The 25187-nt window shown below is 66.3% G+C and carries 27 protein-coding genes; 10 read left to right on the top strand and 17 right to left on the bottom strand.

The features are described 5' to 3' along the window. The first annotated feature begins 20 nt into the window (after positions 1-20). From ACIQC9_RS04985 to ACIQC9_RS04960, 6 genes are all read left to right on the top strand, one after another. Positions 21-491: a nuclear transport factor 2 family protein gene (locus ACIQC9_RS04985; protein WP_400613026.1), complete on the top strand. Its 471-nt coding sequence runs from the start codon at positions 21-23 to the stop codon at positions 489-491. After that, the gene (recO, locus tag ACIQC9_RS04980) at positions 491-1222 is read left to right on the top strand and encodes a DNA repair protein RecO (RefSeq protein ID WP_400613024.1); all 732 of its coding nucleotides are present in this window, start codon (positions 491-493) and stop codon (positions 1220-1222) included. Before ACIQC9_RS04985 ends, recO begins: the two co-directional genes overlap by 1 nt. A gap of 45 nt (positions 1223-1267) precedes the next feature. Further along, positions 1268-2902 (top strand): M28 family metallopeptidase, encoded by a 1635-nt coding sequence (locus ACIQC9_RS04975; protein WP_400613022.1) that lies wholly within the window; start codon positions 1268-1270, stop codon positions 2900-2902. 59 nt (positions 2903-2961) lie between these two features. Next, complete coding sequence (parC, locus tag ACIQC9_RS04970; RefSeq protein WP_400613020.1) at positions 2962-5163, top strand: DNA topoisomerase IV subunit A; 2202 nt, start codon at positions 2962-2964, stop codon at positions 5161-5163. A gap of 89 nt (positions 5164-5252) precedes the next feature. Then, a complete protein-coding gene (locus ACIQC9_RS04965; protein WP_400613018.1) occupies positions 5253-5828 on the top strand; it encodes a LemA family protein in 576 nt (191 codons plus the stop codon). A gap of 10 nt (positions 5829-5838) precedes the next feature. Next, positions 5839-6867, top strand: a complete 1029-nt coding sequence (locus ACIQC9_RS04960) for a M48 family metallopeptidase (RefSeq protein WP_400613015.1) — start codon at positions 5839-5841, stop codon at positions 6865-6867. Between the two features lies 1 nt (position 6868). Here the strand turns inward: ACIQC9_RS04960 and ACIQC9_RS04955 are convergent, their stop codons facing one another. After that, the gene (locus ACIQC9_RS04955) at positions 6869-7603 is read right to left on the bottom strand and encodes an arginyltransferase (protein WP_400613013.1); all 735 of its coding nucleotides are present in this window, start codon (positions 7601-7603) and stop codon (positions 6869-6871) included. A gap of 124 nt (positions 7604-7727) precedes the next feature. Next, a complete protein-coding gene (locus ACIQC9_RS04950) occupies positions 7728-8630 on the bottom strand; it encodes a flagellar motor protein MotB (RefSeq protein ID WP_400613011.1) in 903 nt (300 codons plus the stop codon). Positions 8631-8743: 113 nt separating this feature from the next. Here ACIQC9_RS04950 and ACIQC9_RS04945 point away from each other — a divergent pair, with 113 nt between their 5' ends. Both ACIQC9_RS04945 and ACIQC9_RS04940 read left to right on the top strand, forming a co-directional pair. Beyond that, the gene (locus ACIQC9_RS04945; RefSeq protein WP_400613009.1) at positions 8744-9235 is read left to right on the top strand and encodes a flavin reductase family protein; all 492 of its coding nucleotides are present in this window, start codon (positions 8744-8746) and stop codon (positions 9233-9235) included. Then, on the top strand, positions 9232-10092 hold the full coding sequence (locus tag ACIQC9_RS04940) for an NAD(P)-dependent oxidoreductase (RefSeq protein ID WP_400613007.1): 861 nt from the start codon (positions 9232-9234) through the stop codon (positions 10090-10092). Before ACIQC9_RS04945 ends, ACIQC9_RS04940 begins: the two co-directional genes overlap by 4 nt. Positions 10093-10202: 110 nt before the next feature. On the opposite strand, the gene lpdA is transcribed toward ACIQC9_RS04940, so the two are convergent. The 13 genes from lpdA to lipA all read right to left on the bottom strand — a co-directional run bounded on the left by lpdA (position 10203) and on the right by lipA (position 21570). Continuing rightward, positions 10203-11606, bottom strand: coding sequence for a dihydrolipoyl dehydrogenase (lpdA, locus tag ACIQC9_RS04935; protein WP_400613005.1), 1404 nt, complete (start codon positions 11604-11606; stop codon positions 10203-10205). Between the two features lie 12 nt (positions 11607-11618). Beyond that, positions 11619-12908 carry a pyruvate dehydrogenase complex dihydrolipoamide acetyltransferase gene (locus ACIQC9_RS04930; protein ID WP_400613002.1) on the bottom strand — a complete coding sequence of 430 codons (1290 nt, stop codon included), beginning with the start codon at positions 12906-12908 and terminating at the stop codon, positions 11619-11621. After that, the gene (locus ACIQC9_RS04925) at positions 12905-13207 is read right to left on the bottom strand and encodes a DUF5076 domain-containing protein (RefSeq protein WP_400612999.1); all 303 of its coding nucleotides are present in this window, start codon (positions 13205-13207) and stop codon (positions 12905-12907) included. Before ACIQC9_RS04925 ends, ACIQC9_RS04930 begins: the two co-directional genes overlap by 4 nt. Then, on the bottom strand, positions 13197-14573 hold the full coding sequence (locus ACIQC9_RS04920) for a pyruvate dehydrogenase complex E1 component subunit beta (RefSeq protein ID WP_400612998.1): 1377 nt from the start codon (positions 14571-14573) through the stop codon (positions 13197-13199). The genes ACIQC9_RS04925 and ACIQC9_RS04920 overlap by 11 nt, the downstream gene beginning before the upstream one ends. Positions 14574-14576: 3 nt before the next feature. Beyond that, positions 14577-15605, bottom strand: a complete 1029-nt coding sequence (gene pdhA / locus ACIQC9_RS04915; protein WP_400612996.1) for a pyruvate dehydrogenase (acetyl-transferring) E1 component subunit alpha — start codon at positions 15603-15605, stop codon at positions 14577-14579. A gap of 111 nt (positions 15606-15716) precedes the next feature. Next, a complete protein-coding gene (locus ACIQC9_RS04910) occupies positions 15717-16034 on the bottom strand; it encodes a septum formation initiator family protein (protein ID WP_400615391.1) in 318 nt (105 codons plus the stop codon). Positions 16035-16123: 89 nt separating this feature from the next. Continuing rightward, on the bottom strand, positions 16124-17404 hold the full coding sequence (eno, locus tag ACIQC9_RS04905) for a phosphopyruvate hydratase (RefSeq protein WP_400612994.1): 1281 nt from the start codon (positions 17402-17404) through the stop codon (positions 16124-16126). Positions 17405-17505: 101 nt separating this feature from the next. Continuing rightward, on the bottom strand, positions 17506-18108 hold the full coding sequence (locus ACIQC9_RS04900) for a hypothetical protein (RefSeq protein ID WP_400612992.1): 603 nt from the start codon (positions 18106-18108) through the stop codon (positions 17506-17508). A gap of 91 nt (positions 18109-18199) precedes the next feature. Beyond that, positions 18200-18382 (bottom strand): 50S ribosomal protein L32, encoded by a 183-nt coding sequence (rpmF, locus tag ACIQC9_RS04895; protein WP_400612990.1) that lies wholly within the window; start codon positions 18380-18382, stop codon positions 18200-18202. Between the two features lie 130 nt (positions 18383-18512). Next, positions 18513-19043, bottom strand: coding sequence for a GNAT family N-acetyltransferase (locus ACIQC9_RS04890; RefSeq protein WP_400612987.1), 531 nt, complete (start codon positions 19041-19043; stop codon positions 18513-18515). Beyond that, positions 19036-20148: an NAD(P)/FAD-dependent oxidoreductase gene (locus tag ACIQC9_RS04885; RefSeq protein ID WP_400612985.1), complete on the bottom strand. Its 1113-nt coding sequence runs from the start codon at positions 20146-20148 to the stop codon at positions 19036-19038. The genes ACIQC9_RS04890 and ACIQC9_RS04885 overlap by 8 nt, the downstream gene beginning before the upstream one ends. Then, complete coding sequence (locus tag ACIQC9_RS04880) at positions 20145-20600, bottom strand: type II toxin-antitoxin system RatA family toxin (protein ID WP_400612984.1); 456 nt, start codon at positions 20598-20600, stop codon at positions 20145-20147. Before ACIQC9_RS04880 ends, ACIQC9_RS04885 begins: the two co-directional genes overlap by 4 nt. A 7-nt stretch (positions 20601-20607) precedes the next feature. Beyond that, the gene (gene lipA, locus ACIQC9_RS04875; protein WP_400612983.1) at positions 20608-21570 is read right to left on the bottom strand and encodes a lipoyl synthase; all 963 of its coding nucleotides are present in this window, start codon (positions 21568-21570) and stop codon (positions 20608-20610) included. A 168-nt stretch (positions 21571-21738) separates the two neighbouring features. Here lipA and ACIQC9_RS04870 point away from each other — a divergent pair, with 168 nt between their 5' ends. Both ACIQC9_RS04870 and ACIQC9_RS04865 read left to right on the top strand, forming a co-directional pair. After that, positions 21739-23292 carry an AMP-binding protein gene (locus ACIQC9_RS04870; RefSeq protein WP_400612981.1) on the top strand — a complete coding sequence of 518 codons (1554 nt, stop codon included), beginning with the start codon at positions 21739-21741 and terminating at the stop codon, positions 23290-23292. Positions 23293-23365: 73 nt separating this feature from the next. After that, entirely contained in the window at positions 23366-23773 is a 408-nt protein-coding gene (locus tag ACIQC9_RS04865; protein ID WP_400612980.1) for a DoxX family protein, read from the top strand. Here the strand turns inward: ACIQC9_RS04865 and ygiD are convergent. Both ygiD and wrbA read right to left on the bottom strand, forming a co-directional pair. Further along, positions 23770-24525: a 4,5-DOPA dioxygenase extradiol gene (gene ygiD, locus ACIQC9_RS04860; protein ID WP_400612978.1), complete on the bottom strand. Its 756-nt coding sequence runs from the start codon at positions 24523-24525 to the stop codon at positions 23770-23772. The two genes, ACIQC9_RS04865 and ygiD, sit on opposite strands and share 4 nt — an antisense overlap. Further along, positions 24525-25127, bottom strand: a complete 603-nt coding sequence (gene wrbA / locus ACIQC9_RS04855) for an NAD(P)H:quinone oxidoreductase (protein WP_400612976.1) — start codon at positions 25125-25127, stop codon at positions 24525-24527. The genes ygiD and wrbA overlap by 1 nt, the downstream gene beginning before the upstream one ends. Positions 25128-25187 lie beyond the last annotated feature (60 nt).

The raw sequence follows: 25187 nt of genomic DNA, 5'->3' as shown, positions 1-25187 counted from the left end.
CCTAGGATAGGGTCGCCGACATGCTCGCGCCACTCGCCGCCCTCATCCTCGCCGTCCAAAGTCCCGCATCCAACCCGGAAGCCGAGGTGGCCGCGGTGCTGGACCGGTTGAATGTCGCATCCGCCGCCGCGGACGGCCCCGCCTATTTCGCCCTGTTCACGCCGGACGCCCGCTTCGTCGGGACGGACGCGTCCGAGCACTGGACGCTCCCGCAGTTCCGGGCCTTCGCTGAACCCTTCTTCTCACGCGGGAGGGGCTGGTCGTATCCGGCGACGGAGCGAACCATCACGATCGCGCCGATCGAGTGCCGCTGCATTGCCTGGTTCGAAGAGAAGCTGACCAACGACAGCTATGGCGAGACGCGCGGCTCTGGCGTGCTGCGGCTGACCGACGACGGCTGGAAGATCGAGCAGTATGTGCTCAGCCTCGCCGTGCCCAATGACAAGGCGGACGCTGTCGTCGAGGTAATCCGGGGCGACTCAGCCGACTGATGGATTTCGCCGAGGACGCCTATGTGCTGTCGGCCCGCGCCCATGGCGACACGGGCGTGGTGGTCGACCTGCTGACGGAGAACCACGGCCGTCGCGCCGCCTATGTGGCCGGTGGCGCGTCCCGGAAGATGAAGCCGTTTCTGCAGGCGGGCGCCCGGGTGGTGGCGGAGTATCGGGCCCGGACGAGCGATCATCTGGGCTCCGCCCGGCTGGAGCCGGTCGGGGAGGGGCCGAGCGCCCTGTTCGACGACCCGCTGGCCCTGACCGGACTGGCGGCGGCCGCGGCTGTGGCCCAGGGGGCATTGCCGGAGCGAGAGCCGCATCCGGGGGCATTTCTGGCGTTCGAGGCCCTGATGGGCGCCTTCGCCCTGCCGGACGTGTGGCCGGCGGTCTTCGTGCGGTTCGAGGCGGGATTGCTGGAGGATCTCGGTTTCGGGCTCGACTTGAGCCGCTGCGCCGCCAGCGGGTCGGTCGACGACCTGATCTGGGTCAGTCCGCGCACCGGCCGGGCCGTCAGCCGTGCGGCGGGCGAGCCCTATGCCGACAAGCTGCTGAAACTGCCGCCGTTCATGCTGGGGGCGCAGGCCGGGCTGGGCGAAGGCGACGTGGGCGCGGGACTGGACCTGACCGGCCACTTCCTTGAGCAGTTCGTTTTCCACCCCCTGGATCGGCCGCTGCCGCCCGCGCGGGTCTGGATGATGGACAAGCTGCGCGAGGCGGGTCGCCTCTGAGGCCGAGGTCGTGCTAGCCCTCGGTCAAGCTTGCTGGGGAGTATCATGAAGCGTCTGGCCGTCTCGACTATCGCACTGGCTCTTGTCCTGTCCTCGCCTGTGGCGGCGCAGGACGGCGAGGCCGCCGCAGAGGCGCGCATCCGCGCCGATGTCAGCTTCCTTGCCGATGACGCCATCGAGGGGCGCAGGGCGGGCCAGCGCGGCTATGACCTTGCGGCGCTGTACGTTCGCACGCGGATGGAGGCGATGGGGCTGACGGCGGGCGGGCCGGACGGAGCCTGGCTGCAGCCGATGACGCTGGCGGCGATGAAGATCGCGCCGGAGGGGGCGACGGTGACGTGGACCCCGCAGGGCGGCGCGCCGGTCGTATGGACTCACGGCACCCAGCTGTCGGTGACGCCGGGCGCGGACGCCGGCCATGTGACGCAATCCGCAGAGCTGGTGTTCGTGGGCTACGGTCTGGATGCGCCGGAACTGGGCATGGACGACTACGCCGGCCTCGACGTGCGCGGAAAGATCGTGGTCGTGCTGTCAGGCGTCCCGACCGGCCTGACGGGCGAACCCGCGGCCTATCTGGGCGACAGCAAGCGTCGCGCGGCGGCGGCGCACGGAGCGATCGGCTACATCTCTCTTCCGAAAAGCGATCAGGCGCTCGCCGCCTTCGGTCGTGCAGTCGCGGGCGCGGCGCGGCAGACGAGCCGGACCTGGGTCGGCGCGGACGGAAAGCCGCACGTCGACGCGACCGGGGTGATCGTCGGCGCGTCGGTCGGTCCCGAAGCCGGTGAAGCCCTGTTCGCAGGCGCGCCGAAATCCTACGCCGAGATCCGGGCCGAAGCGGCCGGGCAGGGCGGGCGACCCAAGGGGTTCGCACTGGCGGGTTCGGCCGCCTTTGACGTCCCTACCGTGCGCGAGGACGTCCTGACCGCCAACGTGGTCGGCCGCATCGAGGGCTCAGACCCGGTGCTGAAGGACGAGGTCGTGCTTCTGAGCGCCCACCTCGACCACCTCGGCATCTCCGAGACGGGCGAGGACAGGATCAATAACGGCGCGCTCGACAACGCCGGCGGCGTCTCGATCATGCTGGAAGCGGCCCGCAGCCTTGCCGCGACGCCGCCGCGGCGATCGGTGCTGGTGGTCGCGCTGACCGCCGAGGAAATGGGCCTGATCGGGTCCGATTTCATCGCGCGCAATCCGGTCGTGGCGGCGGACAAGGTCGTGGCCAACGTCAATCTGGACATGCCGATCCTGACCTACGACTTCACTGATCTCGTGGCCTTCGGCTCGGATCACTCGACGCTCGGGCCGCTTGTGGATCGCGCGGCGCGGACGGAAAACCTGACGCTGTCGCCGGACCCGATGCCGGAGCAGGGCGTGTTCACCCGTTCGGATCACTATTCCTTCGTCAAGGCGGGCGTGCCGTCGGTGATGCTGGCGACGGGCTACGCGAACGGTGGCGAGGCGCAGTGGGACGCCTTCTTCGCCAATGGCTATCACCGTCCGTCCGACGACCTGAGCATGCCGTTCAACTGGGCGGCCGCGACGCGGTTCGCGCGGGTCAATGCCGCCATCGCCCGGGCCATCGCCGACGATGACCAGCGCCCGCTGTGGTATCAGGGCGACGTCTTTGGCGACCGGTTCGCGGCCCGGGCGCAGAAGGCCCCCACGCCATCCACGGAATAGGCGGCGGACGGCGCTCGACAGGCTAGACTTCGGGGCTCAAACCTCCGATTCGAAGCCGTATGACCATTCACACCTCGCCGCCGGAAGGCGGTCGCATCGTCGACGAACCGATGGGCGAGGCGCTGTCGCGCCGCTATCTCGCCTATGCGCTGTCGACGATCACCAACCGGGCGCTGCCCGACGTGCGCGACGGCTTCAAGCCGGTGCACCGGCGGATCATGTACGCCATGCACCAGATGCGGCTGAACCCGCAGGCGGCGGCGCGCAAATGCGCCAAGGTCGTCGGCGAGGTGATGGGCGGATATCACCCGCACGGCGACGCCTCGATCTATGACGCGCTGGTGCGTCTGGCGCAGGACTTCGCCCAGCGCTATCCGCTGGTCGACGGGCAGGGCAACTTCGGCAACATCGACGGCGATAACGCCGCGGCCATGCGCTACACCGAGTGCAAGCTGACGCCGGCCGCCGTGCTGTTGCTGGACGGCATCGACCAGAACGCCGTCGACTTCCGACCCACGTATGACGATCAGGACGAGGAGCCGGTCGTCCTTCCGGCCGGTTTCCCGAACCTGTTGGCCAACGGCTCGTCCGGCATCGCGGTCGGCATGGCCACCTCGATTCCGCCGCACAACGTCGGTGAACTGATCGACGCCTGCCAGCTTCTGCTGGAACGGCCCGACGCGACGACCGAAGAGCTTGCGACCATCGTGCCGGGGCCGGACTTCCCGACAGGCGGCGTAGCGGTCGAGGGGCATGCCTCGATCCTCGACGCCTATGAGACCGGCCGTGGCGGTGTCCGCCTGCGGGCGCGGTGGGAGACCGAGGATCTGGGACGCGGCGTCTGGCGCATCGTCGTCACCGAGATGCCGTATCAGGTGCAGAAGTCGAAGCTGATCGAGGCGCTGGCCGACCTGATCGAGAACAAGAAGGCGCCGCTGCTGGGCGATGTGCGCGACGAGTCGGCCGAGGACATCCGGCTGGTGCTCGAGCCCAAGTCCCGCACGGTCGAGCCCGAACTGCTGATGGAGAGCCTGTTCAAGCTCTCCGATCTGGAGGTCCGCTTCCCGGTCAATATGAACGTGCTGGACGCCACCGGCACGCCGCGGGTCATGGGGCTGAAGGCCTGCCTGCAGGCCTTCCTCGATCACCGGCGCGAGGTTCTGATCCGGCGGGCCAACTGGCGGATCGAGCGGGTCGAGAAGCGACTGCATCTGCTGGAAGGCCTGCGGATCGTCTTCCTGAACCTCGACGAGGTCATCCGGATCGTCCGCGAGGAGGAGCAGCCCAAGGCTGTCCTGATCGCCCGTTTCGGCCTGACCGAGATGCAGGCCGATTACATACTCGACACCCGACTGCGCCAACTTGCGCGGATCGAGGAAATGGCGATCGAGAAGGAATTCAACGAGCTGTCTGAGGAACTGGCCGGCCTGCGTGAACTTATCGGCTCGCCCGCGAAACAGAACAAGCTGATGAAGCTGGGTCTCGACGACGTCCGCAAGGCGATGATCTCGCCACGCCGGACCACGATCGCGGAGGCTGTCGACACATCGGCCTTCACCGCGGTCGAGGCCTTCATTCCGCGTGAGGCGATCACCGTGATCCTGTCCGAGCGGGGCTGGATCCGGGCCGCGAAAGGCAAGGTCGAGGATCCCTCAGAGCTGAAGTTCAAGGAGGGCGATAGCCTCGCCTTCCTCGTGCCCGGCTTCACGACCGACAAGCTGTTGGTCGCCGCGTCGGACGGGCGCATCTTCACCGTCGGAGCCGACAAGCTGGCCTCCGGGCGCGGGCATGGCGAGCCGCTGCGGCTGATGATCGACCTCGACGAAAAGGCCGAAATCGTGAACCTGCTGGCGCACCAGCCGGGCGGCAAGCTGCTGGTGGCGTCGAAGGCCGGCTACGGCTTCATCGCGCCGGAAGACGAGCTGCTGGCCCAGAAGCGCGGCGGGAAGCAGGTGTTGAACGGTGAGATGCTGGCGGCCCTGCGCGTGACCGGCGACCATGTCGCGACCATCGGCGAGAACATCAAGGCGCTGATCTTCCCTCTTGCCGAACTGCCAGAAATGGGCCGCGGCAAGGGGGTGAAGCTGCAATCGTTCAAGCAGGGCGGTCTGGCGGATGTGTCGGTGTTCAGCGCCGAGGCCGGACCGGAATGGGCCGACGGCGGCGGGCGTCGCCGCAACTGGCCGGACTGGAAGGACTGGCTGGGCAAGCGCGCGCAGGCGGGTCGTCAGGGCCCGCGGGGCCTGCGCAAGTTCCGCTGAGCCGGTTACGCCGATTTTAGTTTGGGGCAGGGGGCCTCGGCCCCATAATGCGGGACATGGCCGCTTCGCGGCCGGGGCTGGAGACTGAAATGATCACCTGGATCATCATCGGCGTCATCGTCGTCGTGCTCATCTTCGTGGTGGTGGGCGCCTACAACAAGCTGGTCGCCCTCGATCAGCGCGCGGACCAGTCGTTCGCCGACATCGACGTGCAGCTGAAGCAGCGTCAGGACCTGATCCCGAACCTCGTCGAGACGGTAAAGGGTTATGCGACTCACGAAGCCGGCACCCTCGCCGCTGTGACGCAGGCGCGCGCCGCCGCGGCGGGCGCCACCAGCGTCAATGACAAGGTCGCCGCCGAAAACATGCTGACCGGCGCGCTCGGTCGCCTGTTCGCGGTTTCCGAGGCCTATCCGGACCTCAAGGCCAACGCCAACTTCCAGCAGCTTCAGGCGGAACTGTCGGACATCGAGAACAAGCTGGCGGCTGCTCGCCGGTTCTTCAACAACGCCGTGGCCGAGTTCAACGCCGTGCGTCGCCAGTTCCCGACCGTCCTGTTCGCCGGTCTGGTGGGCTACGGCTCGGACAAGCCCTTCTTCGACGTGGGCGAAGGCGACCGCGCCGCCATGAACGCCGCGCCGCCGACCGTGAACTTCCAGGCTTAAGGCCGGGTCCATGGCTGTCGGGCTTCAGACCCACATCTGGGCCAACAACACGCGTTCGGTTGTGTTGTTGGCCACCTTTCCCCTGCTGATGATCCTCATGCTGTACGGCGTGCAGCTGATCCTCATGGGCTTCGGCTTCCTGCCGGGAACAGGCAAAGGGCTGGACGCCGACATGGCGCTCGCCGCCTCATGGCTGGGCTGGACCGTGCCGGCGGCCTTCGTCATCGCCGCCATCTGGTTCGCCATCTCATACTTCGGCAGCCAAGCGATGATCGATGTCCTGACGGGCGCGCGAAAGGTTGAGAGAAAGACTGAACCCGAGCTTTATAACCTGCTGGAAAACCTCGCCATCTCGCGTGGTCTGCGCACGCCGACACTCCGCATCATCGAGACCGAGAGCCTGAACGCCTACGCGTCAGGTCTGCACGAGGGACGCTATAGTGTAACCGTCACGCGGGGCCTGATGCGCACCCTGAACAGGGCCGAACTCGAGGCGGTGCTGGCGCACGAGCTGACGCACATCATGGCCAAGGATGTGCGGACCATGGTCATCGCCTCGATCTTCGCCGGCATCGTCAGCGTGATCGCCGAGATGGTGTTCCGGGGGCTGTTCTATGTGCGAGGCGGCGGACGGCGCGACAACAAGAACGCGATGCCGCTGATCCTGATCGGCGTGGCCTTCGCCGTCATCGGCTTCTCGCTGGCCATCGTGATCCGGATGATGCTGTCGCGAACCCGCGAATATGTGGCCGACGCCGGCGCCGTCGACCTGACCAAGAACCCCGACGCCATGATCTCGGCCCTGCGCAAGATCGAGGGCCGCTCGGGCATCAATGCGCCGGACGAGGTGCAGCAGATGTTCCTCGACAACCAGCCGGACGGCAACGGGCTGGAAAACCTGTTCGCCAGCCACCCGACCATACAGAAGCGTATCGACGCCCTGGTCCGCTATGGCGGCGGGCGTGACCCGGGACCGTGGGTTCCGGCTCCGGCGGGCTGGACTCCGCAAGCAGGATCTTCGGTGCCGATCGCGGGCTAGCTCAGGCCAGACGCTCCCAGCCCAGCCGGGTCAGCTGCTCCATCGGCCGGAAATCGGCCTTGTAGTCCATCTTGCGCGAGCCGCGGACCCAATAGCCGAGGTAGACAAAGGGCAGGTTGACCGCCGCGGCCTGACGGATGTGATCGAGGATGGCGAACCGGCCGGGACTGCGGGGCTCCAGCGACGGGTCGAAGAAGCTGTAGACCATCGACAGACCGTCGGTGAGCAGGTCGGTCAGGCAGACGCCGACCAGATCACCGGGTCCGCCGTCGGCCGAGGGCATGCGGTACTCGATCAAATGCGTGCGCACGGCCGTGTCCTCGACCATGGCGACGTAGTCCAGCCAGCTCATGCCGGCCATGCCGCCTTCCGGATGGCGATGGGCCAGATAGCGGCGAAGCAGGTCGAACTGTTCGGTCGTGGCCTCGGCCTCGACCAGATCGCGGGTCAGGTCGGCGTTTCGGTTCAGGATGCGGCGCTGGGAGCGGGAGAAGACGAACTCCGGCACGGGAAGGCGCACCGAAACACAGGCGTCGCAGCTTTCACAGGCGGGGCGATAGGCGATGTTCTGGCTGCGGCGGAAACCGGCCTGGGTGAGCTCGTCATTGACGTGGGCGCCGTCGCTGAAGGGCAGGGTGGCGAACACCTTCCGCTCGGTCTGGCCGGGCAGATAGGGGCAGGGCGCCACCGAGGTCATGTAGAAGCGGAGCTGGCGCTGAGGGACGAACTGGGTCACGGCCTTACGTCCGCACCTGATTTCGCCAGCAATGGGGCGTCGGCCTCATAACCATATGTGGCGCTGCGTCGCGATCGGCCGCAAGTCCTTTCGCGCCCCGGCCGAAACACGGAGCGCGCCGCGGTCACAGGCTGGTGTCCGTCGGCAGGACCGGCGCCTCGCGCAGCAGCACGATGGCGATACGGCGGTTACCCGCCAGCGTGGGGTCGTCCGGATAGAGGGGATCGGATCCGGCCTTGCCCGCGACCGAATAGACCCGGTCCGCATCGACCCCCGCCCCCTGCAGCACCAGTCGCGAGGCGTTGGCGCGGGCGGACGACAGGTTCCAGTCGCCCGGCGCGGTGGCCCGGTTCGAGCCCGGCTGGGCCGAGGTGTGGCCGGTGATCGAGATGCGGTTCGGCAGCTGGTTGATCACCCGAGAGATAGCCCGCAGCAGGAGGGTGGCGCGCGGATTGGGCGTGGACGAGTTGGTGTTGAACATCGACCGGCCTTCCTGATCGACCAGCTGGATGCGCAGGCCTTCGGGCGTCTGGTCGATGATCAGCTGTTTCGACAGCTCGGCAAGTTCCGGCATCGACTGCATCGCCTGACGCAGGGATTCGGCGGCCGAGGCGAACTCGGCGGCTTCCCGGCGGGCGATCTCCTCGCGCAGTTCCTCTTCGCTGGCGGCGGCGAGATTCTGGTTCTGGCCGGCTTCGGCGGGCGCGTCAGGCGGGGCCTCGGGGGCCAGTTGCTCCATCACAGACATGGAGCCCGCGCTCTTGGCGCCGTCATCGCCCAGGGCGGTGCCGCCAAGGATGCCGCCGGATCCGGAGGTCGTCTGCGACACGCTTGCGGGTGCGAAATACTCGGCGATGCCGCGCTTCTGTTCCGGGTCGGTCGTGTTGATCAGCCACATCAGCAGGAAGAAGGCCATCATGGCCGTCACGAAGTCCGCATAGGCGACTTTCCACGCGCCGCCGTGGTGGCCGTGACCGGCGACCTTCTTGACCTTCTTGATGAGGATCGGACGATCGCTCAGCGACATGGGCGGCGGCCTCGGGGAAGAAACTGCGCCGATGTTGAACGGCGTATGGTTAAGGCGACGTTTCCCGTCCTGGTCCGCTTGCCCGAAATCCATGCGTCGCCTAGGTCAAAAGCGTGACGACATCAGACACCTTCGACGCTTCGGCCTATCGGCGCGCCCTCGGAGGCTTCGCGACCGGCGTCTGCGTGGTGACGGCCCATACGTCAGAGGGACCGCTCGGGATCACCGTCAACTCGTTCACCTCGGTGTCTCTGCGGCCGCCGCTGATTCTGTGGTGTCTGGATCAGAAGTCGTGGCGACACGATGCGTTCGCAGCGGCGGACCGGTTCGCGGTGCATATGTTGCCGGTAGAGGATCAGGCGCTCTCGGACCGCTTCGCTTGGGGCGTCTGCCAGCTGTCTATGGAAGAGTTCGACAGCTCCAACACCGAACCTCCGCGCCTGAAGAACGCCCTGACGCGACTGGACTGCACGACCGCAGACCGCATTGTCATGGGCGATCACCTGACGATCGTCGGCGCAGTGCAGACGTTCGAGACCCGGCCGGGCGCGGCCCTGACCTATTACCGCGGCCGCTACGGCGCCGCGCCGGAGCCTGAGGCATGAAGATCGGTTTCGCGGGCCTTGGCGTGATGGGCGGGCCGATGGCGCGTCATCTGGTTGATGCGGGACATGAGGTCACGGGCTTCAATCGCTCGCCGGACAAGGCGCGAACCTGGGCCGAAGCGACCGGCGGACGATTTGCTGAAACGGTGGAGGACGCTGCGGACGGCGCGGAGCTGTTCGTGCTCTGCGTCGGCAATGACGACGATGTCCGGCAGGTCGTCACGGCGGCCCTGTCGCGGCTGGGCGCCGGCTCGGTCATCGTCGATCACACCACGACGTCGGCGAAGATCGCCCGGGAGATGAGCGAACTGGCGGCAGGGCAGGGCGTCGTTTTCCTCGACGCGCCCGTATCCGGAGGACAGGCCGGAGCCGAAAACGGCCAGCTCAGCGTCATGGTCGGGGGCGACGCGGTAGCGCTGGAGCGGGTCCGGCCCGTGCTGGACAGCTATTCGAAGGCGATCAAGCACATGGGGCCTTCAGGCGCGGGCCAGCTGACCAAAATGGTCAACCAGATCGCGATCGCCGGCGTCGTCCAAGGCTTGGCCGAGGCCGTGCATTTCGCGCAATCGGCCGGACTGGACACTGATGCAGTTTATGACGCCGTGTCCAAGGGCGCAGCGCAATCTTGGCAGATGGACAACCGCTGGAAGACGGCCGCCGCCGGCCAGTTCGAGTTCGGTTTCGCCGTGGACTGGATGCGCAAGGATCTCGGTCTCGTGCTGGACGAAGCGAGGTCCAACGGAGCGCAGCTGGAGCTGACAGCGCTGGTGGATCGGTTCTACGGCGAGGTTCAGCAAATGGGCGGCGCGCGGTGGGACACGTCAAGCCTCGCGGCACGCCTCCAGAAGCCATCGTAAGTCGCTGAAATACCGACAACGGCGTCCTATGGCCATGCCCGTTTTCGCATAATATATCTTAGGCGATAATCGCACTGGTGAAAAAGGCGGCCTTGAAGCCGCCTTCTCCGTCAAATGTGGATCACGCGTCCGTAGGCGTCGAGCGCGGCCTCATGCATGGCCTCCGACATGGTCGGGTGCGGATAGACGATGCCGTGGATGTCCTCTTCCGTTGCTTCCATCGTGATGGCCGTGACGTAGCCCTGGATCATCTCGGTGACCTCGTGGCCGATCATGTGGGCGCCGATCAACGCGCCGGTCTTCGCGTCGAAGATGACCTTCACGAAGCCCTCGATCTCGCCCGCGGCCACGGCCTTGCCGTTAACCCGGAACGGGAACCGGCCGATCTTGACCTCGCGCTTAGCCTCGCGCGCCGCCTGCTCGGTCACGCCGACCGAGGCGACCTGCGGCTGGGTGTAGGTGCAGCCGGCGATGGGCGAATGGACATTGGGCGTCTTCCAGCCCGCGATATGCTCGGCGGCGTGGATGCCCTCGTGGCTGGCCTTGTGCGCCAACCAAGGCGCACCGGCGCAGTCGCCGATGGCGTACAGGCCCTTCACATTGGTCTGGCAATGGCTGTCGGTCTTGATGTGACCGCGGTCCAGTTCGACGCCGAGAGGTTCCAGCCCGATGCCGTCGGTATTGGCGGTGATGCCGACGGCCGAGATGCAGACCTCGGCCTCCAGCGCCTCGGCCTTGCCGCCGATTTCGACGTCGACCTTCACGCCCGATGCGGTCTTGGAGACTTTGGTCACCTTGGCGCCGACGCGGAACTTGATGCCGCGCTTCTCAAAGGCCTTCTGGGCGGTCTTGGAGACTTCCTCGTCCTCGACGGGCATGATCCGCTCTACCGCTTCCACGACCGTAACTTCCGATCCCAAGGCACGGTAGAAGCTCGCGAATTCCAGACCGATGGCGCCCGAGCCGATCACCACGAAGGACTTGGGCAGCGTCTTGGGAGCGAGAGCCTCACGATAGGCCCAGATCTTGTTCCCGTCGGCCTCCAGACCGATCTGCGGAAGCGCCCTCGCCCGCGCGCCGACCGCGAGCATGACCGCCTTGGCCTCGACCGTTCGCGATCCACCGGCCTTCAGGGCGACGACGACCTTCGGAGCCGCGGCGCCCTTCTCGAGTTTGGCCGAGCCTTCGATGACCTCGATCTTGTTCTTCTTCATCAGGAAGGCCACGCCCTTGTTCATCGTGGCCGCGACGCCGCGCGAACGCTGGATGATGGCGTCGAAGTCGAAGGTCGCGCCCGACGCGGACAGACCGTACTCCTTCAAGTGGGACAGGCTTTCGAACTTCTCACCGGACTTGAGCAACGCCTTGGTGGGGATACAGCCCCAGTTCAGGCAGATGCCGCCCAGACTCTCGCGCTCCACGATCGCGACCTTCTGGCCGAGCTGCGAGGCGCGGATGGCGGCGACGTAGCCGCCGGGGCCGGAACCGATGACGATGAGGTCGAACTCAGCCACGTCTTGTCTTCCTTACGCCAGCATCGTCACAGGATCTTCGATCATCGCCTTGAAGACCTGAAGGAATTTCGCACCGACCGCGCCATCGACGACGCGGTGATCGCAGGTCAGGGTGATGGTCATCACGGTCGCCACGGCCAGCTGGCCGTTCTTGACGACAGGGCGCTGCTCCCCTGCCCCCACGCTCATGATCGCGCCCTGCGGCTCGTTGATGATCGAGGCGAAGTGCTTGATGCCGAACATGCCGAGGTTAGACACCGAGAAGGTGCCGCCCTGGAACTCTTCCGGCTTCAGCTTGCGGTCGCGGGCGCGCTTGGCGAGGTCCTTGGACTCCGTCGCGATCTGCGACAGGGACTTGGTCTCGGCCTTACGGATGATCGGGGTGATCAGGCCGCCATCGATCGCCACCGCCATCGCCACATCGGCGTTGTGGTGCATGGCGATGCCTTCGGGCGAATAGCTGGCGTTGGCTTCCGGTACGACTTTCAGCGCCATGGCCGAAGCCTTGAGCACGAAGTCGTTGACCGAGACCTTCACGCCGTCCTTCTCGAGCAGGGCGTTTACCTTGGCGCGCGCCGCCAGCAGGCCGTCGATCTCGCAATCGATGGTCAGCGGGAAGTGCGGCACATCGCGGAAGCTGTCGGTCAGGCGACGCGCGATCGCCTTGCGCATGCCATCCAGCGGGATCAGGTCGTAGCTGCCGTCCGGGATGCCCATCTGGGCCAGCGACTGCACAGGGCGGCTCTCGCCACGGGCGGCGGCCGGAGCGGTCGATGCGGCTGCTGCGCCACCCTTCACGCCCTCGACGTCACGCTTGACGACGCGGCCGTGCGGGCCGGTGCCCTTGACCGATTTCAGGTCGACGCCATTCTGCGCGGCGATGCGACGCGCCAGCGGCGAGGCGAAGACACGCTCGCCGTCAGCTTTGGCGGCCGGAGCGGCCTTGGGCGCTTCAGTCTTCGCCGGCGCTGCGTCAGCCTTAGCGGGCCCAGCCTGAGCCGATCCCGCGTTGGCCGGGGCCGCCTTGGGAGCTTCTGATTTCGGAGCGGGAGCGGCCGCGCCGCCTTCGTCCTTCAGGCGGGCGATCGGCGTATTGACCTTCACGCCTTCGGTGCCTTCGGCCACGAGAATGTCGGTGATCTCGCCCTCGTCGACGGCCTCAACCTCCATCGTCGCCTTGTCGGTTTCGATCTCGGCGATGACGTCGCCGGCCTTGACGATGTCGCCGGCCTTGACGTGCCATTTGGCGAGGACGCCCTCCTCCATGGTCGGAGACAGGGCCGGCATCAGGATGTCGGTCATGCTTTGCCTTCCTCCAGAGCTTCGGCGGCGCCGCGGTGGGCTTCTTCCCAGCCTGCGAGAATGTCCTTGAACGCCGCCTCGCGGTCGAGGCCGACGTTGGCCTCGTACGCCCGGGCGAAGTTGTAGGCGAGCTCGGCCAGGATGGCGCCGGTCAGCTTGGGATCGCGCGCCGCGGGCCGGATCACCGACTGCGGACGGTCGCCAACCCACCAGACGCGGATCAGTTCGGCCACCTCATCGATGTTCCCGTGCTGGACCGCCGGTTCGGGGATCGGCAGCGCCTTGGAGTCAACCGACATAGGTCACCTTCCGGACGGCATCCACGATCTTGTCCACGCCCGGCAGGGACAGGGCTTCCAGATTGGCGGCGTAAGGCAGCGGCACGTCTTCCTGGTGCACCCGCAGCGGCGGAGCGTCCAGATAGTCGAAGGCGTGTTCGATGACCCGGGCCACAACCTCGGCGCCGACGCCCATCGGACCCCAGCCCTCTTCGGCCGAGACCAGACGGTTGGTCTTCTTCACGCTCTCGATGATGGTCTCGTGATCCAGCGGACGCAGGGTACGCAGATCGATGACCTCAGCCTCAATGCCCTCCTCCGCCAGCTTCTCGGCGGCCTGCAGGGCGAAGCCGACCATGCGGCTGTGGGCGGTGATGGTGACGTCCTTGCCTTCGCGGCGGACCTTGGCCTTGCCGATCGGCACGACCCAGTCCTCGATCTCGGGGACGTCGAACTCCAGCCCGTACATCATCTCGTGCTCAAGGAAGACGACAGGGTTGGGATCGCGGATGGCGGCTTTCAGCAGACCCTTGGCGTCAGCCGCGTCATAGGGCGCGATGACCTTCAGGCCCGGGACCTGCGCATACCAGGCAGAATAGTCCTGGCTGTGCTGGGCGCCCACGCGGCTGGCGGCGCCGTTCGGGCCGCGGAACACGATGGGCGCGCGGATCTGGCCGCCCGACATGTAGAGCGTCTTGGCTGCCGAGTTGATGATGTGGTCAATCGCCTGCATGGCGAAGTTGAAGGTCATGAACTCGACGATCGGCTTGAGGCCGCTCATCGCCGCACCCACGCCAACGCCGGCGAAGCCATACTCGGTGATCGGGGTGTCGATCACGCGGCGCTCGCCGAACTCCTGCAGCAATTCGCGGCTGACCTTGTAGGCGCCCTGATACTGGGCGACTTCCTCGCCCATCAGGAACACGCTCTCGTCGCGGCGCATCTCTTCTGCCATGGCGTCGCGCAAGGCGTCGCGGATGGTGGTCTTGACCAGTTTGGCGTCAGCCGGGATTTCCGGATCGCGCAGCTCGACCTTCGGGCCGGCGGCGGTGACATCCTTCTTTTCGGGCTCGCCCGACGCATCCGACACAGCCGGAGCCGCTTCCGCCTTCGGAGCGTCAGCTTTCGGGGCCGGGGCGGCCGCGCCGTCCTCGCCCGCCAGACGGGCGATCGGCGTATTGACCTTCACGTTCTCAGAGCCTTCCGGCACGAGAATTTCCAGCACTTCACCCTCGTCCACGGCCTCGACTTCCATCGTGGCCTTGTCGGTTTCGATCTCGGCGATCACCTGCCCGGCTGACACGACGTCGCCCTGCTTGATGTGCCACTTGGTCAGCGTGCCTTCTTCCATCGTGGGAGACAGCGCCGGCATCAGAATGTCGGTCACGGATCAGGCCTCCACGTAGACGTCGGTATAGAGCTCGGACGGATCGGGCTCCGGGCTCTCTTGAGCGAACTGAACAGCTTCGGCGACGATCGCCTTGATCTCGTTGTCGATGGCCTTGAGCTCGTCCTCGGTGGCCTTGGCCTGTTCGAGCAGTATCTTCACGTGATCGATCGGGTCGCGGGTCTTCTTGACCTCGTCGACCTCCTCCTTGGTCCGGTACTTGGCCGGGTCGGACATCGAGTGGCCGCGGTAGCGGTAGGTCTTCACCTCGAGGATGAAGGGGCCGCCGCCTTCGCGGGCGCGCTTCACGGCGCGGGCCACGGCGTCCTTGACCGCCAGCACGTCCATGCCGTCGACCTGCTCGCCCGGGATGCCGAAGCTGGCGCCCCGCTGGTACAGCTCGGTCGTCGCCGAGGCGCGCTCGATCGAGGTGCCCATGGCGTACTGGTTGTTTTCGATGATGTAGATGGCCGGCAGCTTCCACAGCTGGGCCATGTTGAAGCTTTCGTAGACCTGCCCCTGGTTGGCCGCGCCGTCGCCGAAATAGATGAAGCTGACCGAATCATCGCCGCGGTACTTGCCGGCGAAGGCGAGCCCCGTGCCCAGCGCCACTTGGGCGCCGACGATGCCGTGACCGCCGTAGAAGCCGGTCGGCACGTCGAACATGTGCATCGAGCCGCCCTTGCCCTTGGACGAGCCGCCGATGCGCCCCGTCAGCTCGGCCATGACCTCTTTGGGATCCATGCCGGCGGCCAGCATGTGGCCGTGGTCACGGTAGCCGGTGATGATCTTGTCGTGACCCTGTTTGACGCTCTCCTGAACGCCGACGGCCACGGCTTCCTGCCCGATGTACAGGTGGCAGAAGCCCCCGATCAGGCCCATGCCGTACAGCTGGCCGGCCCGCTCCTCGAAGCGGCGGATCAGCACCATCTCGCGATAGTAGCGAAGCAGGTCCTCCTTCGAGGCCTGGGGCGCGTTTGGAATGTTTTTCGGCGCTTTTGACTCAGTCTTGGCGGCGGGGGCCTTCGCCATCCGTCATCTCCCGGCTGGGCCCCGTGGGGAGCCTCTTGTCGTTACGGAAAGGGGCTTTAGCAGCCTTCGTTCCCGAAACGCAAAGTCAGCGGGCTTGGCTGTAACGAGAATTCACGAATTGTGGGATGCGGCCGTGGAAACCGGTGTCGCGGAGACCCTGACGACGTAGTCCCGCGGGTCAGCGAAGCCGAGCACCGCCCTCGCCCGCTCTTCCAGCAAATCCCGCGACAGGCTGTCGGTGCGCAGGTAGCGCGCCCGGACTTCAAGATCGCGGCGTTCCTCCAGAATGCTGGCCAGCTGGGTCTCGCGCCGGTCCAGCAATGAGTCGCGCTCGCCGCCGCTCAGCAGGCCGCGCTGCCCCGTAAGGGCCTGGACGCCGAGGTAGGCGATCAACGCAAGCAGGAGGGCGGAGGGAAAGTAGGGCTTCATCCGTTCGGGCACTTCGGACGCTCCTTCTGAGCGTGGACTCGTGATCAACGAGTTCTGACCGAAAATGCCTAACGAACCGTAGCTTGGCCTTATCTGCTCAGCAGCATCCCGTCGCCATAGTAGACGCCCTGATCGCCCAGCATCTCCTCGATGCGGAGCAATTGGTTGTATTTGGCCGTGCGGTCCGAACGGGCCAGCGAGCCGGTCTTGATCTGTCCGCAGTTGGTGGCGACGGCGAGGTCGGCGATGGTCGAGTCCTCGGTCTCGCCTGAGCGGTGGCTCATGACGGCGGTGTAGCCGGCGCGATGGGCCATATCGACCGCATCCAGAGTCTCGGAAAGCGTGCCGATCTGATTGACCTTGATCAGGATCGAGTTGGCGAGACCTTCGCCGATGCCGGCGGCCAGACGGGCCGGGTTGGTCACGAACAGGTCGTCGCCGACGATCTGGATCCGGTCGCCGAGGCGCTCCGTCAGGATCTTCCAGCCCTCGAAATCGTCCTCGGCGCAGCCGTCTTCGATCGACACGATCGGGAAGCGTTCGCACAGGTCCGCCAGATAGCCGACCATGGCTTCGGCGCTGAGGGACTTGCCCTCGCCGGCCATTTCGTACTTGCCCTTCTTGAAGAATTCCGTCGCCGCGACGTCCAGACCAAGGTGGAAATCCTCGCCCGCCAGATAGCCAGCAGCCTGACCGGCCTTGGTGATGAAGCTCAGGGCTTCTTCTGCGGAGGCGAGATTGGGAGCGAAACCGCCCTCATCGCCGACGTTAGTGTTGTGGCCGGCGTCCTTCAGCTGCTTCTTCAGCGCGTGGAATATCTCGGCGCCCATGCGCAGGCCTTCCGAGAAGTTCTCGGCGCCCGTCGGCAGGATCATGAACTCCTGGATGTCGATCGGATTGTCGGCGTGAGCGCCGCCGTTGATGATGTTCATCATCGGGGTCGGCAGAATGCGGGCTGAGACGCCGCCGAGGTAGCGGTGCAGCGGCAGATTCGAGCTGATGGCGCTCGCCTTGGCGCAGGCCAGCGACACGCCGAGAATGGCATTGGCGCCCAGCCGGCCCTTGTTCTCGGTGCCGTCCAAGGCGATCAGGGCCTCATCGATGCGGCGCTGATCCTCGGCGTCCATGCCGGACAGGGCGTCGAAGATCTCGCCGTTGACGGCGTCGACCGCTTTCTGGACGCCCTTGCCGCCCCAGACATCCTTGTCGCCATCACGCAGTTCCACGGCCTCATGGGCGCCGGTCGAGGCGCCCGAGGGCACGGCGGCGCGGCCGAAGCTGCCGTCATCAAGCGTCACATCGACCTCGACGGTCGGATTGCCGCGGCTGTCGAGAATCTGGCGGGCGACGATATCGGCGATGTCGGTCATGGCGGGCTCTGCTGTCAGGGAGGTGCGGTCGGTTTAGCCCGCCCCGCCCCGGCGCTGCAAGGAAGAGCGCCGGAGCGGTCACGCGATGTGAGGCCCAGGCCCTATGAACAGCTCTCGACCAGCTGGATCGCCGGCCCGCCTGCGTGGATCATGGTCACGCGGCCCTGGGCATCAGTTTCGAAGCGAACCCCGCGCGCGGCGGCGTCCTGCACATAGGCGACCGAGGGGCGGCCGCCGTTCCAGACGGTGATGTACTCAGCGCCTTCGACGTATTTGTGCGGTTCGACCACGGCGTCCGGATGGGCGGCCTTCACCTGCGCCGCCGTCGAGCCGAGGCCGAGGCCGTCGGCGGTCTTCACAGTCGCGTCACGGCTGAGCGAGACGCGAGCCAGACGTCCGTTCTCCAGCAGGACCATCATGCCTTCCGGGGCGCGGGCCGGGTGGAAGACGTCGCAGGCCGCGGGATCGGCTCCGCCCACGGCGGACGGGTTCGAATCAGCGCCAAGCGCAGTCTCGACCTCGGAGAGGGTCATGCCGATTCGCAGCGGTCCGAAGCCGTCTGCGGTCAGTGTGTTGGCAGGCGCGGGGGCGGGCGGAACAGGAGCCGCTTCCGGTGCAGGCGCCGCTGGAGCGGTTTCGGGCGCGGGCGAGTTGCAGGCCGTCAGGGCCAAGGCGGCGGCGGATGCGAGAATGATCGAGCGCATGGTCTTCTCCGGCTGTGGAAGCCGACAGAACGCACGAAAACGGCGCGCGGTCACCCGCACGCCGCCAAACGCTTACAAGGCCTTGAAAGACCTAGTCTTCCTTGGGCGTCAGAACCTGACGGCCGCGGTAGGTGCCGGACTTCAGGTCGATGTGGTGCGGGCGCTTCAGTTCGCCCGTGTCCTTGTCCTCGACGTACGCGTTGGTGCCAAGGGAGTCGTGGGCGCGGCGCATATTGCGACGCGAGGGCGATACTTTGCGCTTCGGAACGGCCATGTCCGTCTCAATCTTCTGGTCGGGCGCCGGTAAGGGCGCGAAAACAACAGCGGCGGCCGAACGGGGCCGCCACGCGAGGCGCGGCTTATGCATGAACCGGCCGGCGATTTCAAGGCGCTTCGGCCACCCCTCAATCCAGCGGGCGTTCCATCACCACGAAGTACAGATCATCGCGCTTCGGCAGGCCGAATCGCGGGTCGCCATACGGGAACGGCAGGGTCTCGCCGGTAGGCCGGTAGCCGAGCCGTTCATACCAAGCGATCAGGGTGTCCCGCTGGGGCAAAACCGAGATTCGCACCCGCTTCGCGCTCCACCGCCGTCGCATCTCGTCGTGCGCCGCCTCGACCAGCCTGCGGCCCAGACCTGCGGCCTGCAGCGTGGGCAAGACGGACAGCATGCCGAAATAACCGAGCCCCTCCCCTCGCCGAGCGATCAGGACGCATCCGATCAGGTTGTCGCCACGCCATGCCGTCAGCAGGGCCTGCTCCGGATCAGCCAGAATATCGGTGAGGTCGTCAGCGTCAGTGCGCTGGCCGTCCAGCAGGTCGGCCTCGGTCGTCCAGCCCGCGCGGGACGCCTCACCGCGATAGGCGCTTTCGATCAGGGCATGCAGGGCCGGTATGTCGGCCGTCGCCGCCTCACGGATCGCGACGTCAGTCATCAGCCAGCATGGCCGCGACAGCCTCTCCGATGGCAAGCGAACTGGTCAGGCCGGGGCTTTCGATGCCGAACAGGGCGACCAGACCCTCTAGCCCGTGGTCGTCGCGTCCCCTCAGCTGGAAGTCGGGCTGGGGCTCGCCCTTGCCATGCAGCTTGGGGCGGATGCCGGCGTAGTCAGGCGTCAGGGCACCGTCGGGCAGGCCGGGCCAGAAGCGGCGGATGTAGTGCTCGAACTCAACGGCTTTTGCGGGATCGACCGAATAGTCCTCGGTCTCGACGAAAACGAGATCGGGCCCGAACACGGCCTGTCCGCCCAAATCCTTGCGATAGTGGGTGCCCAGCGCGCCCGGAATCGGCGGCGGATAGATCAGCCGCTCGAACGGCGCCTTGCCGGTCAGACGGAAGTAGACGCCCTTGCCGAAGTGGCCGGCGGGGATGCCATCGGCTGGATAGCCCTCGATGTCCGCGGCGACGTGTTGCGCGGACAGGCCCGGCGCCGTGACCAGCAGACGCGCGGTGACGACCGCGCCGCCCTCCCCGCCCGCCGTGACCTTCCAGCCGCCGCCCGGGATCGCCTCGGCTCGCTCGAACGGGGTGGAGACAACGACCGACCCACCCGCGTCCTCGATCTCGCCCTGCAGGGCCAGCATGTAGTCATGGCTTGCGAACAGACCGCTCTCGGGCGACAGGATGGCGCTGTGGGCGTTCAACCCCGGCTCCATCGCCCGCGCCTGTGCGCCGGTCAGATGGTCCAGTCCCTCAACGCCGTTGGCCGTGGCCTGCTGGAAGATCGCCTCGACGCGCTCGACCTCGGCCTCCTCGGTCGCCACGACCAGCTTGCCGCACTTGCGGTAGTCGATCTTGTGGCTGTCGAGGAAGGCGTACAGCGCGCGCCGACCCTCGACGCAGAACTTCGCCTTCAGCGAACCGGTCGGATAATAGAGCCCGCCGTGGATGACCTCGCTGTTGCGCGAGGACACGCCCTGACCGATGTGCGGCTCCTTTTCGAGCACCAGCACCGTCATCCCCCGCTTCGACAACGCCCGCCCGCAGGCCAGCCCGACCGCGCCGGCCCCGACCACGACGGCGTCAAAGTCGAAACTCATCCCGCCGCTCCGTATCGCCTGCGCGCCTCGGCCTCGAAACAGGCCATCAGCTTATCCACCGCCCGATCAAAGTTGGCTTGCAACATCATGTCCAGGAGCCGCGTCTTGAAGGCGAAGTCGATCATGAACTCGACGCGCGTCCCCGCCGGGTCAGGGAAGAACTCCCAGCGGTTCTTCAGGTGCCGGAACGGTCCGCGGATCAGGCCGACCTCGACCCTGTGTGCGGTTCGGTCATGCCGGACCCATGTGGAGAACTTCTCGGTCAGGAACGAGAAGCCGACCGAGGCCTCGGCATCCAGAAGGCTGACGCCAGGCGTTTCTTCACGCCCGTTCCACGTTCGCATCGAGGTGACCCAAGGCACGAAGTCCGGATAGGTCCGGACATCCGCGACCAGTTCAGCCAGCTGCTCCGGCGCATAGGGCAGGATTTTTGTTACGCGATGGACGGCCAAGCGCGGCTCAGCGGCCGGTCTGTTGCAGGCGCGCGGCCTTCAGACGGGCGAAGTCATCACCGGCGTGATGGGACGACCGGGTCAGCGGGCTGGCCGACACCATCAGGAAGCCCTTGGCCCGGGCGATCGCCTCATAGGCCTTGAACTCTTCCGGGGTGACGAAGCGCTCGATGGCGGCGTGCTTGCGGGTCGGCTGCAGGTACTGGCCGATGGTGATGAAATCGACGCCGGCCGACCGCATGTCGTCCATCACCTGCATGACCTCTTCCTTGGTCTCGCCCAGACCGACCATGATGCCGGATTTGGTGAACTGGTTGGGGTCGCGCTCCTTGACCATCTGCAGCAGGCGCAGACTGTGGAAGTAGCGGGCGCCCGGGCGGATCTTCAGATACAGCCGCGGTACGGTTTCGAGGTTGTGGTTGAACACGTCCGGCGTGGCGTCGATCATCACCTCGGCCGCCCCGTCCTTGCGCAGGAAGTCGGGCGTCAGGATCTCGATCGTCGTGCCGGGCGCCTGAAGACGGATCTGGCGCACGACCTCGGCGAAGTGGGCCGCGCCGCCGTCGGACACGTCATCGCGGTCGACCGAAGTGATCACGACGTGGTTCAGCCCCAGTTGCTGGACCGCCAGCCCGACCTTGCCCGGCTCTTCCGGATCCAGCGGCTGCGGCAGGCCGGTCTTGACGTTGCAGAAGGCGCAGGCCCGCGTGCAGGTGTCGCCCATGATCATCAGGGTGGCGTGCTTCTGGCTCCAGCACTCGCCGATGTTCGGGCAGCCGGCCTCCTCGCAGACCGTGACCAGACCCTTGTCTTTCACGATCGCCTTGGTGGCGTTGTACTGGCCCGATCCCGGCGCCTTGACCCGCAGCCAGTCGGGCTTCTTCAGCACGACGGAGTCCGGGCGGTTCTGCTTTTCAGGATGCCGCAGTTCCGACGGCGTCTTCTTCAGCGTGTCGATCAGCGTGACCAAGGCGGTCTCGGGCTCCGTCGGGACGAAAGGGCTATGTCGTCCTTCCGTGACCGGAAGGCAAGGCGTGCGCCAACCTCACGCAAGGTAACGTATCTTTTCAAGCCAGACGCCGCGCACTAGTTTGCCGGCTCAAATACGGGGCGCATCAACCGCCCGACGGAGGATGGTTTGCGCGTACCCCTGGATGCCAAGGCCGGCGAAGAGACAATCTTCGACGCCCTGATCGCGGCTCGCGAACGCTTTGGCGACAAGGAAATCCTTGAAGACCAGGACCGCAAGCCGCTGACCTATACCGGCCTGATCCGGGCCGCCTTCGTCCTCGGCCGCAAGATTGCCGCGATCACGGAACCGGGCGAGCGCGTGGGCGTGCTGCTGCCGTCCTCGATGGGCGTGGTGGTGACCTTCTACGGCCTGCATGCGCATGGCCGCGTGCCAGTGATGCTCAACTTCACCTCAGGTGAGCGGAACGTGAAGGCGGCGATCCAGGCCGCCGGCGTGAAAAAGGTTCTCAGCGCGAAGCGCTTCGTCCAGCAGGCCAAGATCGACGACCTGACTGCGGAGATCGAGACGGTGGCCGAGGTCGTCTGGCTGGACGACATGCGCAAGACGATCGGCCTTCAGGACAAGCTGTACGGTCTGATGGCGGGTCTGATGCCGAAGCGGTTCCGGGCGCCGGTCGCGCCCGACGATCCCGGTGTGATCCTGTTCACCTCGGGCAGCTTCGGCGCGCCCAAGGGGGTGGTTCTGAGCCAGTGGAATCTGGTGGCCAACTGCCGTCAGGTCGCCCAGCACATCGACCTGAGCCCGGACTGGCTGGTGTTCAATCCGCTGCCGACCTTCCACTGTTTCGGCCTGACGGGCGGTGTCCTCCTGCCGCTGCTGCAGGGCCTGAAGGCGTTCCAGTATCCGTCCCCGCTTCACGCCAAGCAGATTGTCGAATTGTTGCCGGAGCTGAAGGTGTCGCTGATCTTCGCGACCGACACCTTCCTGAACCAGTGGGCTCGCGTGGCTGCGCCTGACGATTTCGCAACCCTGCAATTCGTGGTCGCAGGGGCGGAGAAGGTGAAGGACGAGACCTATCATCTGTTCAACACCAAATTCCGCGGCGTGAAGCTGCTGGAAGGCTATGGCGCGACTGAAGCGGCGCCTGTGGTGGCGGTAAACCATCCGGACCGGAACCGGCCTGGCACTGTCGGCCAGATCCTGCCCGGCATGGAGTGGAGGCTGGAAGACGTTCCCGGAATCGACGACGGCGGTCGGCTGTACCTGCGCGGACCGAATGTCATGGAAGGCTATCTGTCGCCTGAGGATCCCGAGCAGATCGAACCGCTGGAGGGCGGCTGGCACGACACGGGCGACATCGTGGACATCGACGAGGACGGCTACGTCAGCATCCTCGGCCGGGCCAAGCGCTTCGCCAAGATCGGCGGCGAGATGGTCTCGCTGACCGCGGTCGAGGGGCTGGCGGGCGCGGTATGGCCGGACAACCGGCACGCGGTCGTCTCGATTCCCGACACCCGGAAGGGCGAGAAGCTGGTTCTGGTTACGGATCGGACTGACGCCGAGGTTGCGCGGCTGGCGGAATGGGCCCGCGAACATGGCGCCCCCGAACTGGCGGTGCCCAAGAAGATCATGCGCGTCGGCGAGGTGCCTGTGCTGGGCACCGGCAAGACCGATTACGTCGCCATCCAGCAGATGGCCGAACTGGACAAGGCTGCGTGATCGACAAGCTGAGCGGTTGATCCCTGCGGTTAACCGTCACAGTCTGCCGCCCTGTTTCTCAGGGAGGATCTGGATGGCAGGCTTTTCTTCGCTCGACCGGCATGCACCGAAAATGCTGTCGGTGCTTCGTATCGTTTCCGGGCTGTTGTTTCTCGAACACGGCACGGCCAAGGTGCTCGGCTTTCCGGCCGTCGAGGGAGTGCCGCCGCCGGGCCTGAGCCTCGCCGGCGCCTCCGGCCCGCTTGAACTGGTGTTCGGCGCCCTGCTGGTTTTGGGACTGTTCACCCGACCGGTGGCCTTCCTGGCGTCGGGTTTCTGCGCCGTCGGCTACTGGATGGTGCACGGCCAGCAGGGCCCCTACCCCATTCTGAACGGCGGCGAGACGATCGCGCTCTACTGCTTCATCTTCCTGTACATCTGCTTCGCCGGAGCCGGCCCGTGGTCGGTGGACGCGATGCGTGGCGGACGCCGTCGGCGCTAGCCGATCCGGACGCCCGTCATCGAGATCGAACCGCCCTCGATGACGTCATTGAAGAAGCTGACGTCGTCGCCCGGCTGGCGCTGGGCGGCGACGTAGAGCAGCGGCAGGAAATGTTCGTCGGTCGGCACGCTCAGCTGGGCGTCTTCAGCCAGGCCGACCCAGTTGATCAGGGCGTCTTCATCGCCTCTCAGCAGCGCCGCCTTGACCGCCTCGTTGAAGTGAACAGCCCACGCATAGGCCTCGCCGCCGTCGCGCTTCCAGGTCCGGAGATTGTGGACGAAGTCGCCCGAACCGGCGATCACGATCCCCTCGTCCCGCAACGGCGCCAGCGCCTTAGCCAGTTCGTGATGCTGGCGCGGCGTCAGGCGGCGGTTCAGCGACAGCTGGATCACCGGCACATCGGCGTCGGGCCAGACGTGGGCCAGCACCGACCACGTCCCGTGATCGAGACCCCATTGCTCCGTCAGGACGGCGCCAGTCAGCGTTGAAACGCGACGCGCGAGGTCCGGCGATCCGGGCGCAGGGTACTGCATGGCGTGAAGCTCCGGCCCGAAGTTCCCGAAATCATGGATCGTTTCAGGCTGCGGCTGCGCGGTCACGCCCAGCCCCTCGGTCTCCCAGTGAGCCGAGATCATGACCACGCCCTTCGGCTTGCCGACGGCCTCTCCCAGCGCGCGCCAGGCGTCCGCATAGGGACCGCCCAGTGCGTTCATGGGTGAACCGTGACCGAAGAAGATCGCCGGCTGGCGCATCAGGGATGCAGCTTCTTCGCCGTTTCAGCGACATAGCGGCCCTGGAAGCGCGCGCCTTCAAGCTCGTTGTCGCTGGGCATACGGGAGCCGTCGCCGCCGGTGATGGTGGTGGCGCCATAGGGGCTGCCGCCGGTGATCTCGTCGATCTTCATCTGGCCCTGCCAGGCGTAAGGGAGGCCGGCGATGAGCATGCCGTGGTGAAGCAGGGTCTGGATCAGGCCGATCAGCGTCGTTTCCTGTCCGCCATGCTGGGTCGCGGTCGAGGTAAAGGCCGAACCGACCTTGCCGACCAACTGACCCTTGACCCACGATCCGCCGGTCTGGTCCCAGAAGTTGCGCATCTGCGCCGCCGCCGTGCCGTAGCGGGTGCCAGCGCCGACGATGACGGCGTCGTAGTGCTCGAGATCCGCGACCGTCGCGATCGGGGCAGCCTGATCCATCTTGTAACCACTGGACTTCGCCAACTCGTCCGACACGGTCTCGGCCACGCGCTTGATGTCCACCGTCACGCCATCAACGGACCGCGCGCCCTCGGCTACGGCTTCAGCCATCTTCTCGATGTGGCCGTAGGTGGAATGATACAGGACCAGAACCTTGGTCATCGCGCTCTCCAATCAGAATGAACCGCGCCATTCGCAACAGCGCTGGTGACGAATATGGAA

The organism is Brevundimonas sp. NPDC092305 (assembly GCF_044755415.1).
In the GTDB taxonomy this organism is placed as follows: Bacteria; Pseudomonadota; Alphaproteobacteria; order Caulobacterales; family Caulobacteraceae; genus Brevundimonas.
The sequence above is the reverse complement of the archived record's forward strand: the minus strand, read 5'-3'. Positions and strand labels throughout refer to the sequence as shown.

Excerpts from the sequence above, each read along its gene's own strand:
- ACIQC9_RS04985 (WP_400613026.1), top strand. The coding sequence starts at position 21 with ATGCTCGCGCCACTCGCCGCCCTCATCCTCGCCGTCCAAAGTCCCGCA.
- recO (WP_400613024.1), top strand. The coding sequence starts at position 491 with ATGGATTTCGCCGAGGACGCCTATGTGCTGTCGGCCCGCGCCCATGGC.
- ACIQC9_RS04975 (WP_400613022.1), top strand. The coding sequence starts at position 1,268 with ATGAAGCGTCTGGCCGTCTCGACTATCGCACTGGCTCTTGTCCTGTCC.
- parC (WP_400613020.1), top strand. The coding sequence starts at position 2,962 with ATGACCATTCACACCTCGCCGCCGGAAGGCGGTCGCATCGTCGACGAA.
- ACIQC9_RS04965 (WP_400613018.1), top strand. The coding sequence starts at position 5,253 with ATGATCACCTGGATCATCATCGGCGTCATCGTCGTCGTGCTCATCTTC.
- ACIQC9_RS04960 (WP_400613015.1), top strand. The coding sequence starts at position 5,839 with ATGGCTGTCGGGCTTCAGACCCACATCTGGGCCAACAACACGCGTTCG.
- ACIQC9_RS04950 (WP_400613011.1), bottom strand. The coding sequence starts at position 8,630 with ATGTCGCTGAGCGATCGTCCGATCCTCATCAAGAAGGTCAAGAAGGTC.
- ACIQC9_RS04940 (WP_400613007.1), top strand. The coding sequence starts at position 9,232 with ATGAAGATCGGTTTCGCGGGCCTTGGCGTGATGGGCGGGCCGATGGCG.
- ACIQC9_RS04930 (WP_400613002.1), bottom strand. The coding sequence starts at position 12,908 with ATGACCGACATCCTGATGCCGGCCCTGTCTCCGACCATGGAGGAGGGC.
- ACIQC9_RS04925 (WP_400612999.1), bottom strand. The coding sequence starts at position 13,207 with ATGTCGGTTGACTCCAAGGCGCTGCCGATCCCCGAACCGGCGGTCCAG.
- pdhA (WP_400612996.1), bottom strand. The coding sequence starts at position 15,605 with ATGGCGAAGGCCCCCGCCGCCAAGACTGAGTCAAAAGCGCCGAAAAAC.
- ACIQC9_RS04910 (WP_400615391.1), bottom strand. The coding sequence starts at position 16,034 with ATGAAGCCCTACTTTCCCTCCGCCCTCCTGCTTGCGTTGATCGCCTAC.
- eno (WP_400612994.1), bottom strand. The coding sequence starts at position 17,404 with ATGACCGACATCGCCGATATCGTCGCCCGCCAGATTCTCGACAGCCGC.
- ACIQC9_RS04900 (WP_400612992.1), bottom strand. The coding sequence starts at position 18,108 with ATGCGCTCGATCATTCTCGCATCCGCCGCCGCCTTGGCCCTGACGGCC.
- rpmF (WP_400612990.1), bottom strand. The coding sequence starts at position 18,382 with ATGGCCGTTCCGAAGCGCAAAGTATCGCCCTCGCGTCGCAATATGCGC.
- ACIQC9_RS04890 (WP_400612987.1), bottom strand. The coding sequence starts at position 19,043 with ATGACTGACGTCGCGATCCGTGAGGCGGCGACGGCCGACATACCGGCC.
- ACIQC9_RS04885 (WP_400612985.1), bottom strand. The coding sequence starts at position 20,148 with ATGAGTTTCGACTTTGACGCCGTCGTGGTCGGGGCCGGCGCGGTCGGG.
- ACIQC9_RS04865 (WP_400612980.1), top strand. The coding sequence starts at position 23,366 with ATGGCAGGCTTTTCTTCGCTCGACCGGCATGCACCGAAAATGCTGTCG.
- ygiD (WP_400612978.1), bottom strand. The coding sequence starts at position 24,525 with ATGCGCCAGCCGGCGATCTTCTTCGGTCACGGTTCACCCATGAACGCA.
- wrbA (WP_400612976.1), bottom strand. The coding sequence starts at position 25,127 with ATGACCAAGGTTCTGGTCCTGTATCATTCCACCTACGGCCACATCGAG.